Source organism: Streptomyces sp. WAC05374 (assembly GCF_004353505.1).
Lineage (GTDB): Bacteria > Actinomycetota > Actinomycetes > Streptomycetales > Streptomycetaceae > Streptomyces.
In genome coordinates, this window is the sequence record NZ_SMNQ01000012.1 from 1 (window position 1) to 13380 (window position 13380).

A 13380-nucleotide genomic window follows, 5' to 3' on the forward strand; every position below is an offset into this window, starting at 1 on the left:
GACCGCCAGCCGCGGCATCCGCCGCGGGCGAGACCCCCCGTTCCCAACGCGCGGCTCGTCGGTGCGGGGGGGGGGGCGGTCCGGCGGCGGGGGACCCGGAGCGCGGGGGCCGGGGGGGCCGCCGCGGGGCGGGTGGGGGGGGCGCGGGGGGGGGGGGCGTGGTGGCCGCCGCCGGGGCGGGCGCCGCCGCGCGGGTGGTGATGTCGGCGGCGACGGCGCCGGGCAGCCACTCCTCCGGGCGGCGCAGCGCGGTCTGGTCACTGGCGGCCTGGCACAGGGCGAGGATGTCGGTGACGGAGGGGCGTGCCTCCGGGTCCTTGGCCAGGCAGCGGGTGACCAGCTCGCGCAGGCGGTCCGGGAGCCCGTCGAGCTGCGGCTCCTCGTGGACGATCCGGTACAGCACGCCGTGCGAGGTGCCCTCGCCGAAGGCCGGGCTGCCGAGGGCCGCGTACGCCGTGACCTGGCCGAGCGCGAAGATGTCGGTGGCGGCGGTGACCGTGCGGCCCGCCGCCTGCTCGGGCGACATGAAGGACGGGGTGCCGATGGTGACGCCGCTGCCGGTGAGCGAGGTGGCGTCGGCGGCGCGGGCGATACCGAAGTCGATCACGCGCGGCCCGTCGGCGGCGAGGAGGACGTTGGCGGGCTTGAGGTCGCGGTGCACGATGCCGGCGCCGTGGATGACCTGGAGCGCCTCGGCGATCCCTGCGACCAGCAGCAGCACGGTGTCGACGGGCAGCCTGCCGTGGGCCTGGACCGCGTCGGCGAGCGAGGGCCCGGGGACGTACGCGGTGGCCAGCCAGGGCTGGCGGGCGTCGGTGTCGGCGTCGATGACCGGCGCCGTGTAGAGGCCCTGGACGCGCTGGGCGGACTTCACCTCCTGCGCGAACCGGCGCCGGAACTCGGCGTCCTCGGCGAAGTCGGGCCGGATCACCTTGATGGCGACCGGCCTGCCGCCCGGGGTGTACGACAAGTACACCTTGCCCATGCCGCCGGCTCCCAGCCGGGCGGCGAGCCGGTAACCGGCAACGGATCGCGGATCGTCGTCCTCCAGCGGTTGGAAGACCGTTCCCTGGTGCGCCGGACCACCACTCATCAACCCATGTCCCCCGTAACGGACTTCGTTCTGACTGCCGATCACGCACCCTATCCAAGGCGGAGGCCGGTCTTCACCCGCGCACGGAGGCCGCCGCATGCGGTATGCACTCCACATGGGACATACGACGACAGACGGGCCGCCGATCGCCGGACTTCTTCTCGCGGCGGGGGGCGGGCGGCGCCTCGGAGGGCGCCCCAAGGCCCTTCTGGAGCACCGTGGCCGCCCCCTGGTCGAGCACGCGGTGGGCGTGCTGCGCGCGGGCGGCTGCGAGGTGGTGCACGTGGTGCTGGGCGCCGCCGCCGGCTCCGTACGGGAACGGGCCTCGCTGCCCGGGTGCGTCCTGGTCGACAACCCGGCCTGGGAGGAGGGGATGGGCTCGTCGCTGCGCGCGGGGCTGGCGTCGCTCGCGGGTTCGGGCGCCGGGGCGGCCGTGGTGTCGCTGGTGGACCAGCCGGGGATCGGGCCGGAGGCGGTGCGCCGGGTGGTCGCCGCGGCCGCGCCCGGCTCGCGCGGCGCACTGGTGGCGGCCTCGTACGGGGGGAAGCGCGGCCACCCGGTGCTGATCGGGGCGGACCGGTGGGCGGACGTCCGGTCGAGTGCGGCGGGGGACCGCGGGGCACGCGCGTACCTGAGGGAGCACGAGTCGTCGATCGTCCTGGTGGAGTGCGGGGACGTGGCGGAGCCGTACGACATCGACACGCCGGAGGACCTGGCACACCTGGAGTGAACGGCATGGCACTCAGAGCCATGTTGTGTCGACCCTGAGAATCTCGACATCAACAAACCATTGAACTTCCACCATGAGGAAACTAGTATCCACTGTTCAGAAGCACCCGTTCGTCAGAAGGCGCCCGTGACCGTATCTCGGCTCCCCCGGCACTCAGTGCCGCGCGCGTACGCCCGGCGGCCGCTGCACGGCGCCGTGCCACAGTCCCCGCTGAAGGAAGTGACAGCTCATGTCCGCACCAGCGCCGTCCCCGCTGGCCATCGTCGAAGCCGAGCCCCTGCCCCGGCAGGACGAGGTCCTCACCGACGCGGCCCTGGCCTTCGTGGCCGAGCTGCACCGGCGCTTCACGCCCCGGCGTGACGAGCTCCTCGCCCGCCGCGCCGAGCGTCGCGCCGAGATCGCCCGCACCAGCACCCTGGACTTCCTCCCGGAGACCGCACAGCTCCGGGAGGACGAGAGCTGGAAGGTCGCGCCGGCCCCGGCCGCGCTGAACGACCGCCGCGTCGAGATCACCGGCCCGACCGACCGCAAGATGACCATCAACGCCCTGAACTCGGGCGCGAAGGTCTGGCTCGCAGACTTCGAAGACGCGTCCGCCCCCACCTGGGAGAACGTCGTCCTCGGCCAGCTCAACCTGATCGACGCCTACGAGCGGAAGATCGACTTCACCGACCCGCGCACGGGCAAGTCGTACGCCCTCAAGCCCGCCGCCGAGCTGGCGACGGTCGTCATGCGCCCGCGCGGCTGGCACCTGGAGGAGCGCCACCTGCGCTTCGACGGCCGCCCGGTCCCGGGCGCCCTGGTCGACTTCGGCCTGTACTTCTTCCACAACGCCCAGCGCCTCATCGACCTGGGCAAGGGCCCGTACTTCTACCTCCCGAAGACCGAGTCGCACCTGGAGGCCCGCCTCTGGAACGACATCTTCGTCTTCGCCCAGGACTACGTCGGCATCCCGCAGGGCACCGTCCGCGCGACCGTCCTGATCGAGACGATCACGGCGGCGTACGAGATGGAGGAGATCCTCTACGAGCTGCGCGACCACGCCTCGGGCCTGAACGCCGGCCGCTGGGACTACCTCTTCTCGATCGTCAAGAACTTCCGTGACGGCGGGCAGAAGTTCGTCCTCCCCGACCGCAACGCGGTCACGATGACGGCCCCGTTCATGCGCGCGTACACCGAACTCCTCGTGCGGACCTGCCACAAGCGCGGCGCGCACGCGATCGGCGGCATGGCGGCCTTCATCCCGTCCCGCAAGGACGCCGAGGTCAACAAGGTCGCCTTCGAGAAGGTCAGGGCGGACAAGGACCGCGAGGCGGGCGACGGCTTCGACGGCTCCTGGGTCGCCCACCCCGACCTGGTCCCGATCGCCATGGCCTCCTTCGACGCCGTGCTCGGCGACAGGCCGAACCAGAAGGACCGCCTCCGCGAGGACGTCTCGGTGGCCCCCGGCGACCTGATCGCCATCGACTCGCTCGACGCGAAGCCGACGTACGAGGGCCTCCGCAACGCCGTCCAGGTGGGCATCCGCTACATCGAGGCGTGGCTGCGCGGACTGGGCGCCGTGGCCATCTTCAACCTGATGGAGGACGCGGCCACCGCCGAGATCTCGCGCTCCCAGATCTGGCAGTGGATCAACGCGGGTGTCGTCTTCGAGAACGGCGAGCGGGCCACTCCCGAGCTGGCCCGCCAGGTCGCGGCCGACGAACTGACCGCCATCCGCGCCGAGATCGGCGAGGAGGCCTTCGCCTCCGGCCGCTGGCAGCAGGCCCACGACCTGCTCCTGAAGGTCTCGCTGGACGAGGACTACGCGGACTTCCTCACGCTGCCCGCGTACGAGCAGCTCGTCGGCTGACGCCTTCCGGCTCTCCCCCGGAGAGCCGCCTGCCGCCCCCTGGCGCCGCACCGCGTCAGGGGGCGGAGCCGTCCCCGCCGCCGCTTCGGGCCGCCCGCCGCCCCTCGGCGTACGTGACGGCCCAGCCCGCCAGCGCCACCAGCAGCGTCGCCAGGAGGGCGGGCACCCACGGGTCGCGCACGCGCAGCCCGGGGGTGAACGACGCGACGAACAGCACCGCCAGGAACGTCGTCGCGGCGGAGAGCAGTTCCTCACCGGCGGCCCTGACGCGGCCGGGAGCGGTCAGCAGACGCAGCCCGGCGCGCAGCGGGTGCACGAACAGCGCGGCGAGCAGACCGCACGGCAGGCAGAGCAGCGCGCCCCACACCGGCGCGGCCCCACTCTCCAGCTCCACCAGCGGACGGGCCACCGCGACGACGATCAGCACGCCCAGCAGCACGGCCAGCAGCACCAGTGCCACCACCCCGAGGCCGAGCCCCGTCATACCGACGGCGCCGAGCACCTTCTGACGGGGCGACAGGGAGCCCCACTCGGGGGTGTCGCCGGAATGCTTCCCCGGTTCCATCGCGGCTCCTTCCCATGTGTGTCGAGGGGGCGGCATCCCCCGGAGGGAATACCGCCCGTTGGCGAGGGACCAGGTCAGAGAGCGACCAGCATGATGGCCCGCGCGATGTCGTGCGCCACGTCCGTGGGAATTCCGGCCTTCACCATGGCCACGGTGAGGGCGGTCTCGCTCCACCCTTCGACGTCCTCGATGGCATCGGCGATCTTGTTCCCATTACGGGAGATGAAGGCGCCGCTCTTCTTGCTCACCTTGCCGATGATTTTCCCGGCCCACACGCCTCCGTGCCGCAGACCGGCGACGACGAGCTTGCGGACGATGGTCCCCATCCCCAGGGCCCGCTTGGTCCGCTGGTGGGCGTCGGGATTCTCCAACTGCCCGGCATACCGCTCGAATTCGGCGATCAGCGCGGGATCGGCGCCGTCGGCCTTCATCCGGGCGACGAGGTCGCGCACGTCCGCGGCGGTCGGCCGCAGCGACTCCGCCGGAACCTCGCTCGCCGCCTGCTGCCGCTCCGCCTCCGCCGCCTGGGCGACGGGCGCGGCGGCGCCGAACACGACGGCGGCGAGCGCGGCGGCGGCCGCCGCGCGGATGCAATTGTTCTTCACTGACGATTTCCCCTTGTCGAGGGGGAAGAGGGCATGCGGGCACGCCGATGGACAGCGAAACGCAACGGCCCCCGGAATTCTTCTTCCCCCGGCTGTATCCCGTCCGCCGGTTGGTCATGCCGAACGGACGGATTCGACGTTAACCCAGCCGCGGTTCATGATCCAAAGCAGGGAAGCGTGAATCGGATCACTCATAGATGGCCGCTACAGCTATCGGCGGCGCCCCTTATGGAATGACGACCGTGCGCTGGGCCGAGAAATCGCCCCAGGTGCCGTCCGGGAGTTTCGCGCGGACCTTGACGGTGTAGCGGGTGCCGGGTCCGTCGGTGACGGTGAAGGTGTGGCGCACCGGCCCCGGAGGGGGCTGGGCGCCCCAGACGATGGTGGTGGCGAAGGCCCCGTTGAGGAAGAGCTGGTGCTCCTTGACCGGGGCACCGGTGTCCGGGGGCGTCCAGGTGAGGTCGACGGCGCCCTTGCGGGCCGTCGCCGTGAGGCCGGTGGGGGCGGTGCTGGGCCCGGACCCGGCGGCCCGGGCAGTCGTGAGGTCGACCGGGGGGCTGTCGGGCGAGGAGTTGTCCGCGGCGTCACGGGCGCGGACGGTGAACGTGTAGACCGTGCCGGGGCGCAGGCCCGTGACGCGGGCGGTGGTGGCCGTGCCGGGGACGCTGTGGATGCGGGAGTCGGCCTGGTAGACGTCGTACGCGGTGACGCCCACCGCGTCGGTGGCACGGCTCCAGGTGAGGGTGACCTCCCGGCCGCCCTCCACCGTGCCGCGCAGCGCGGGCGGGCGGGTGGGGGGTGTGGTGTCGCCGGGCCGGGAGGCGGGGGTGGTGACGGGCACGGCGGCGCTCGGCGCGGACAGGTTGCCGGCGGCGTCACGGGCGCGGACGGTGAAGCGGTACGCGGTGGAGGGGGTCAGCCGCTCGACGTCGACCATGGTTCTGGAGGCGGGTACCGCCGCGACCTTCCGGCCCGCCTGGAGCACCTCGTACCCGGTGACGGCCCGGTCGTCCGTCGAGCGCTCCCACATGACGTGCACGGACGTGGCACTGCCCGCCTGGGCGGTGACCCCGGCGGGGGTCGAGGGGCGCCGGGCGTCCCTGGCCTCGTCCGCGTCCGCGCCGCCGCACGCGGTGAGCAGGACGGCGGCGGCGACGGTCGACGCGGCTGCGGTGAGCGGGCGTTGCACGGTCGGCCTCCCCGTACGACAGGCAATTGGTCCAGACCTGTATGGCACACCTGGGGGCACGTGTTCAAGACCCGGGACACCGTCAGCGGTGGCGCCTCCTGGGGGACGGCGACCGCGCCGGCCGGCCAAGCGCCTTCGCGGTACGGGCGAACAGGGCGGCCGCCCGCGGGTCGGGGTGATGGCCGGCGAGCACCTCCAGGACGTGGCGGGCGGTCGGGCGGTCGGCCCGGACCAGGGCCTCCACCAGGGCGGTCGCGCCGCCGGGCCACCCCGCGGCGGCGGTGTCGAAGGCGCCGGGCAGGGCGGGGGCGGGAGCGGCGGCCGCTTCCGCCAGTCCCGCGGCGGCCGCCTGACGGGCGCGCAGGTCCCGGCGCCGCGCGTCCTCCAGATCCTCCAGGGCGAGCACCCCCCGGGCGCTCAGCGGAACGCGGTCGGCGTCCTGGGCGGTCGCCTCCTCCCGGTCCGCCAGCAGCCGGTACGCCCGGGCCCCGGTGGCCGGGTGGGTGAGCGCGGCGCGCAGCGCCTCGGCGGGGACGGAGGCGAGGCCGAAGCGGGCGTAGACGGTGGCCGTGTCGACGCCGTGGAAGTCCGCGCCCTTGGCCGCCTCCACGGCGTCGAGCAGTTCGCCCCAGGCGGCGGCGCCCCGCCCCGACGTCCACTTCGCCAGGGTGTCGACGGCCGTCTGCGCGGGCCAGTCCTGGACGGCGGTCACGAGCCCCTCGGCCTCCCACTCGGAGATCTCCTCGTGGTCGGGCGCCACCACATGACCGGTGGTCAGCACGTGCCGGACCACGGCGCACCCGAGCGGGGTGAGGCCGTATGCGTCGCCCGCGCGGAAGACGCAGCCCGTCTCGGCCAGCCGGTCCACGACCTCCGCCAGGGCCCGGGCGTGGACGTCCAGCCCCGCCCGGTCCTCCTCGCTCAGGGAGGGGACGCCCAGGAGGGCGGGGAGCCGGTCCGCGGGCGGCATCTCGTACGGCCGGTACGACGTGTCCTCGGGGACCGGCACGGGGGCGTCCTCCAGCTCCGGGTCGACCGGCAGGTCGCCGTGCTCGGCCGCGTTGCGCACGACGGAGTCGGGGGTGCCGCCCCGCTCGTACAGCGTGTACAGCAGGTGCGCGGCGTCGGGCGCGTACTCCGAGTCCGAGGTGGCGCCGATGGTGTCGACGACCGCCGCCAGGATGTCGGCGGCGAGTTCGGTCAGTTCCTCCGGGGTCCCCTCGGCCCAGACGTCGGCGGCGGAGCCGGTGAAGCAGCGTTCGGCGAGTCCGCTCGGGACGTCGTCGGAGCGCGCCGCGAGCGCGGCGGGCAGCGGGGCGCCGTGCAGCAGCTCCCTGATCCCGTCGGGGGCGGGCAGCGCGGGCGGCGGCGGGACGGGGTGGGCGGAGTCGCCGTAGTAGTCGAGGTGTTCGCCCAGCAGCCGGTCGGCGAGGGCGACGTGCGGGAGGGACGCGGGGCCGGGCGCGAGCGCGGCGTGCGGGCCGTCCGGTTCGGCGAGCGCGTCACTGAGGCCCGCCGCCGTCCAGCGGTCGCTCAGCGCGGACGCGATCCGCTCCAGCTCGGCGGGGAGCGCCTCGTCGGGGCGGTCGGCGTCCAGCGGCGGGCCGGGCAGCAGCGGGCCGGCCGGTGACGGCACCTCGACGTCACGGGCGAACGCGGCGAGCAGGAGTTCGCCCAGGTGGACGCGGACCGCGAAGGTGCGGGCGGCGACGTCCGCCCGGTGCAGGGGCGCGGGAAGCGCAGGGCGCTCGCCGCGCGGGGTGGTCTCGTGCGCGGCGAGCCAGGCCCGTACGGCACCGGGGTCGTCGGCGTCGACGCCGTCGGCGCGCAGCAGGGACGCGTACCAGCGCGGCCAGGTGAGGTTCCACGGGTCCGCCACGGCCCGGCGGAACGCGGGCAGCGCCTCGTCGATCGCGGCGAGCAGCCGGTCGTGGCGCTTGGCGTTCAGGCGGCCGGACGCCCGGACGTGGCCGGCGAGCGCGGTGAGGACGTCGCCCACGGCGTCCACCTCCGGCGGGGTGCCCCACAGCAGGACGGGCAGGTCCTCGTGGAGCACCGGGGCCAGGAGCCGGACGGTCGGCTCGGGCACACCGGCCCTGCGGTCGGCCCCTCGCAGGGCGAGCATCGTCAGGACGGCGTCCGCGGTACGCACGGGGAGGGGGGCTTCCCCGCGGGCCTCGCGTTCCTTGTCCGCGCGGGCGAGGAAGTCGTCGAGTCCGGTGTTCGGAGCGGGTGTACGGATCACGGTCACTCGGGGAGCGTATGGGCCGTGCCCGGCCCGGCGCCGCTGCGAGCACGGGTGACTAGCCCGATCAGGCGACGCGGTTGTCAGTGGTGTGCGCTTCACTGGATTCATCACTCTCCGTGACGGGGGTTGGAGGATTCATGACGGAGCGTTTGACGTTCCTGACGTTCGGGGGACTGCGGCGGCGCGGGTGGACGGACGCGATGGTCCGCGACCTGCTCGGTCAGCCGGACGTGCAGGGGCGGGACCCGAGGCGGTGGTCGGTCGCGCCGGTGCGGCTCTATCTGCTGGCGCGGGTGGAGGCGGTGGAAGGGACACCGGAGTTCGCTGCGTGCTCGGCGGCGGCGGGGCGGAGCCCCTCGGCGGCGCGTGCGGCGGCGGAGCGCCGGCGCCGGGCGGTCCTCGCGGCCATCCGCGCGGAGCCGATCAGGGTGCCGCTCCTGCCCCGGGCGGAGCTGGAACGCCGCGCGGTGCGCCACCGCAGGCTGCTGGATGGCGGCCCGGGCGGGGGCGGTGGGGCAGGTAGGGGCGGCGGGGGTTCTGGCGCGGTGGGGGTGGGGGGTGCTGATGCGGGGGGTGGCGGCGGCGGGGGTGGGGGGGCTGCGGGGGTGGGGGGGGGGGGGGGCGGGGCGGGGGGGGGGGGGGCGGGGGGGGGGGGGGGGGGGGCGGGGGGGGGGGGGGGGGGGGGGGGGGGGGGGGGGGGGCCGGGGGGGGGGGGGCGTTGGTGCGGTGGCAGGTCGACTATCTGTGCCATGCGCTCAGCCGGTACGACACCCTGCTGGACGGGCTCTTCGGGGCGACCGGGAGGGCGGAGGCCGAGCGGCTGCTGCGGGAGAGGGTGTACGGGGCCATCGCCCGGGCGTATCCGCGGCTGGCGGCCGAGTGCGCGCGGCGGACGCGATGAGGGGGGACGATGAGTTTCGGGCCCCGGGGCGGTCTGCCCTCACATGGACGCACCCATGGACGCACAGACGGAGACGGTCATGCTCGATCTCGGACCCGCGACCCGGCGGGTGGCGAAGCTGGTGGAGGGAGTCACCGACGACCGGCTCGACGGCCCGACCCCGTGCCCCGACTACGCCGTACGGGACATGCTCGCCCACCTGGAGGGGCTCGCGGTCGCCTTCCGGGACGCGGGCCGGAAGGCCTTCGGCCCCACCACGGACACCGACCCGGGAGCGGGCCTCCCCGCCCTGGGGCGGGACTGGCGCGCCACGATTCCCCGCCGGCTCGGCGAGCTGGCCGACGCCTGGCGGGACCCGGCGGCGTGGGAGGGCACCACCCGGGCGGGCGGTGTCACCCTGCCGGGCGAGGTGGCGGGGCTGGTCGCACTGAACGAGGTGCTGATCCACGGCTGGGACCTGGCGCGGGCGACCGGCCAGGCGTACGCGCCGGACGAGGCGTCGCTGGAGGGTTCGTACGCCCTGCTGGCCCCCACCGCCGACGACCCGGACCAGCGCGGGCCGTTCGGGCCGCCCGTCCCGGTGCCGGACGACGCGCCCCTGCTCGACCGTGTGATCGGCCTCAGCGGCCGGCGCCCCGACTGGGGCCCGGAGGTGGCCCGCTGAAACCCGGGTGACCGGGCGGACGCGGTGTGCCATGCTCGCGATCCATGGCACGCCGTCTCAAACCCAGCTTGTACATCTCCGTCGACATCGAGGCCGACGGTCCCATCCCCGGCCCGTACTCGATGCTCAGCATCGGTGCCGCGGTCGCCGGGCGGCAGGACGCCGACGGGTACGCGGCGACCGACCCCGAGGCGGACACCTTCTACCGCGAACTGCGCCCGGTCGGCGACGCGTTCGTCCCGGAGGCGCTCGCGGTCAGCGGACTGGACCGGGACCGACTGGCGGCGGAGGGCGGTGAACCCGCCGCGGTGATGGGCGAGTTCAGCGCGTGGGTCCGGGAGGTGAGCACGGGCGCGCAGCCGGTGATGTGCGGGTACCCGGCGTCGTACGACTGGACGTTCCTGTACTGGTACCTGATGCGGTACACGGGCGAGAGCCCGTTCGGGCACTCGGGGTGCATGGACATGAAGACCCTGTACGCCACGAAGGCACGGCTGCCGCTCCGCGCGGTCGCCAAGGGCACCATGCCGCGCGAGCTGCTCTCCCGCCGGCGCCACACGCACCACGCGCTGGACGACGCGATCGAACAGGCGGAGCTGTTCAGCAACCTCATGGCCTGGCAGGGGGAGCCGGGGTCAGGGGCGGTGTGAGGGGCGCGTCCGGGTCGCCACCGGGAAAGCCCCGATGGTCCGGGGCGGGCGCGCGCCGGAAGACTCCCCGTCATGACCAACGCAACCAGGAAGACCGCCCGGTCGACCACGCTGATCACGGCGGGCGCGCTGCTGGCCGCCGTGACGGCGAGCGCCCTCCCGGTGGCGGGTGACGCGGTCGCGGTGGCCGTCGCACCGCCCCCGCCACCGGGGGCGACGCCGGCCCCGCACGACCTGAACCGCAAGGCGCTGCGGGAGTCGATCGCCGGGTTGCCGGACAGGACGATGTCCGGCGCCCTGGTCCGGGTCACCGGACGCGACGGGCGCTGGACCGGGACGTCGGGCACCTCCGTACCGGGCCCCGGCGCCCACATCAGGATCGGCAGCGTCACCAAGCTGTTCACGTCCGCCGTCGCGCTCCAGCTCGTCGGCGAGGGCCGGATCGGGATGGACGACACCGTCGGCGAGGTGGCGCCGGGGCTGTTGCCGGCCGGGTACGAGGGGATCACCCTGGGGCAGTTGCTGAGCCACACCAGTGGCCTGCAACGGCCCACGTGCTTCCGCCCCGGTACGCCGGAGGTGGTCGTCGCGTCGGCACTGTCGTGCGGTACGCCGGCGGCCCCCGGGTCGGCCTACCGGTACAACGGCGTCAACTACTTCATCGTCGGACTGATGATCGAGAGGGTCACGGGGCGGCCCTACGAGAGGGAGGTACGGGACCGGATCCTGCGGCCGCTCGGGCTGCGGCACACCTCCATACCGGCGGCAGGCGACTGGTCGATGCCGGAGCCGTACACGCGCGCCGCGGTCGTCGTGCCCGGTTCGGACGCGCTGCGGGACGTCAGCCGGGCCGACCCGTATCCCTGGGCCGAGGGCGGCATGATCTCCAACGCCCCGGATCTGACCCGCTTCCTGACGGCACTGCTGGGCGGGCGGCTGCTGCGGCCCGCCCAGCAGGAGCTGCTGTTCACGATGCCCGCCGGGGTGACCGGGGCGGAGTACAGCCTCGGTGGGGTGATGCGGACGGAGCTGCCCGGCGGGGTGGTCGTCTGGGGCAAGAGCGGCTCGTACTCGGGCTACACCAGCGGCGCCTTCGCCACCGAGGACCTGCGGCGCGTCCTGGTCTACTCGACGAACCCCACGGGCCGGGACGAGGCGGAGGAACGGAAGCGGATCATGCGTATCGCCGCCGCCGCGTTCTGAGGGCGGGACGTGGCACGGCCCGGCCCGGCGCCGGCGGGCCGAGCAGCACGACCGGTTGAGGCCCGTCACGCCCGGGCCGGGCGATCCGGTGCGTCAGTGCACCGGGGCCGTCTTGCCCGCGCGGGTTTCGGAGATCTCCTCGCCCGGTTCCATGGGGGCGGTGACCTCGTCGGCGTCGCGTCCGCCGTTGCCGATGTGGTTGAAGACCAGGTTGAGCAGGACGGCGGCGACACAGCCGGTGGAGATGCCGGAGTCCAGGATGATCTTCGCGGTCTCCGGGAAGGCGTGGTAGAACTCCGGCGCCGTGATGGGGATGATGCCCACGGCGAGGGAGACGGCCACGATCAGGACGTTGTTGTCCTTCTCCAGGCCCGCCTTGACCAGTGTCTGGATGCCGCTGGCCGCGACCGAGCCGAACAGGACGACGCCCGCGCCGCCCAGGACCGGGCGCGGCACGACGGAGATCAGCGAGGCGGCCACCGGCGACAGCCCCATCAGGACCAGGAAGCCACCGCCCGCCGCGACCACGAACCGGCTGCGGATCCTGGTCATGGCGACGAGCCCGATGTTCTGTGCGAAGGCGCTGCACATGAAGCCGTTGAACAGCGGGCTGATCGCGGAGCCGAGGGTGTCGGCGCGCAGGCCGGCCGCGATGGTCTTCTCGTCGGCGGGCCGCTCGACGATCTCCCCGAGCGCCAGCATGTCGGCGGTCGACTCGGTCATCGACACGAGCATCACCACGCACATCGAGATGATGGCGGCGAGGGCGAACTGCGGGGCGCCGAAGTGGAATGGAGTCGGGAAGCCGACGATGTCCGCCTCGGTGACCGGGCTGAAGTCGGTGACGCCGAAGGGTATGGCGATGAGCGTGCCGAGGACGAGACCGATCAGTACGGCGATCTGCTTGACGAAGCCGCGGGTGAAGCGCCGCAGCACCAGGACCAGGACCAGGGTGATCGCCGCGAGGGTGAGATAGGTGGTCGAGCCGTAGTCCTCGGCCGCCGGATTGGGCCCTTGGGCCCAGCCGAAGGCGACCGGGAGCAGGGAGACGCCGATCAGGGTGATGACGGTGCCGGTGACGACCGGCGGGAAGAACCGGACCAGCTTGCTGAAGTAGGGGGCGGCGATGAAGCCCAGCAGGCCGGCGACGATGATCGCGCCGAAGATGACCGGCAGGGCGTCGGCCTTGTCGTCGGTGGTGTCGACGATGGCGAGCATCGGGGCGACACCGGCGAAGGTGACGCCGTTGACGAACGGCAGTCTGGCGCCGATCTTCCAGATGCCGAGGGTCTGCAGGAAGGTGGCGAGGCCCGCGGTGAACAGGCTGGCGCCGGTGAGGAAGGTGAGTTCGGTCCCGGAGAGCCCCACGGCCGCTCCGACGATCAGGGGTGGGGCGACCACGCCCGCGTACATGGCGGCCACGTGCTGGAGGCCGCTGGTGAACATCTTCAGGGGCGGGAGCGTCTCGTCGACCGGATGCTTGCGGCCGTCGGCGGCGGCTCCTGCCTCGGGGGTGTCGGGGGCGTCTTCGTCGTTGCGAAACCTGGGCTTGGCGGCCACGTGGGTTCCTCCGGTCGGTTACACGTGCTCGGTACGTGGATTTCAGGGAGGTGCTGCAGGTGTTGCGCCCGGGGGGGTGTGTCGTCGCTGGTGCCGACACCCTTCACCGTTCCGGGGGGT

The 13380-nt window shown here is 73.9% G+C and carries 12 protein-coding genes; 6 read left to right on the forward strand and 6 right to left on the reverse strand.

The features are described 5' to 3' along the window. Nucleotides 1-1093 (reverse strand): serine/threonine-protein kinase (locus tag E2B92_RS21730; RefSeq protein WP_133087649.1); only part of this gene is annotated, 1093 nt, incomplete at its 3' end. A gap of 115 nt (nt 1094-1208) precedes the next feature. On the opposite strand from E2B92_RS21730, the gene E2B92_RS21735 reads away from it, so the two are divergent. Next, nucleotides 1209-1823, forward strand: a complete 615-nt coding sequence (locus E2B92_RS21735) for a nucleotidyltransferase family protein (protein ID WP_126888938.1) — start codon at nt 1209-1211, stop codon at nt 1821-1823. A 229-nt stretch (nt 1824-2052) separates the two neighbouring features. Then, nucleotides 2053-3675, forward strand: coding sequence for a malate synthase A (aceB, locus tag E2B92_RS21740; RefSeq protein WP_126888939.1), 1623 nt, complete (start codon nt 2053-2055; stop codon nt 3673-3675). Between the two features lie 55 nt (nt 3676-3730). Here the strand turns inward: aceB and E2B92_RS21745 are convergent, their stop codons facing one another. The 4 genes from E2B92_RS21745 to E2B92_RS21760 all read right to left on the reverse strand — a co-directional run bounded on the left by E2B92_RS21745 (nt 3731) and on the right by E2B92_RS21760 (nt 8285). Next, nucleotides 3731-4240: a hypothetical protein gene (locus E2B92_RS21745; protein ID WP_185923772.1), complete on the reverse strand. Its 510-nt coding sequence runs from the start codon at nt 4238-4240 to the stop codon at nt 3731-3733. A 74-nt stretch (nt 4241-4314) separates the two neighbouring features. Further along, a complete protein-coding gene (locus E2B92_RS21750) occupies nt 4315-4845 on the reverse strand; it encodes a hypothetical protein (protein ID WP_235023912.1) in 531 nt (176 codons plus the stop codon). A gap of 226 nt (nt 4846-5071) precedes the next feature. Continuing rightward, a complete protein-coding gene (locus E2B92_RS21755; RefSeq protein WP_133087650.1) occupies nt 5072-6034 on the reverse strand; it encodes a fibronectin type III domain-containing protein in 963 nt (320 codons plus the stop codon). Between the two features lie 82 nt (nt 6035-6116). Then, nucleotides 6117-8285: a hypothetical protein gene (locus E2B92_RS21760; RefSeq protein WP_185923773.1), complete on the reverse strand. Its 2169-nt coding sequence runs from the start codon at nt 8283-8285 to the stop codon at nt 6117-6119. A 718-nt stretch (nt 8286-9003) separates the two neighbouring features. On the opposite strand from E2B92_RS21760, the gene E2B92_RS21770 reads away from it, so the two are divergent. From E2B92_RS21770 to E2B92_RS21785, 4 genes are all read left to right on the forward strand, one after another. Beyond that, nucleotides 9004-9183, forward strand: coding sequence for a hypothetical protein (locus E2B92_RS21770; RefSeq protein ID WP_235023913.1), 180 nt, complete (start codon nt 9004-9006; stop codon nt 9181-9183). A 55-nt stretch (nt 9184-9238) separates the two neighbouring features. Further along, entirely contained in the window at nt 9239-9847 is a 609-nt protein-coding gene (locus E2B92_RS21775) for a TIGR03086 family metal-binding protein (protein WP_235023914.1), read from the forward strand. A 44-nt stretch (nt 9848-9891) separates the two neighbouring features. After that, nucleotides 9892-10497, forward strand: coding sequence for a 3'-5' exonuclease (locus E2B92_RS21780; protein WP_126888714.1), 606 nt, complete (start codon nt 9892-9894; stop codon nt 10495-10497). Nucleotides 10498-10569: 72 nt separating this feature from the next. Then, on the forward strand, nt 10570-11700 hold the full coding sequence (locus E2B92_RS21785) for a serine hydrolase domain-containing protein (protein WP_126888715.1): 1131 nt from the start codon (nt 10570-10572) through the stop codon (nt 11698-11700). Nucleotides 11701-11793: 93 nt separating this feature from the next. Here the strand turns inward: E2B92_RS21785 and E2B92_RS21790 are convergent, their stop codons facing one another. Then, a complete protein-coding gene (locus E2B92_RS21790) occupies nt 11794-13260 on the reverse strand; it encodes a nucleobase:cation symporter-2 family protein (RefSeq protein ID WP_185923750.1) in 1467 nt (488 codons plus the stop codon). Between the last annotated feature and the right edge of the window lie 120 nt (nt 13261-13380).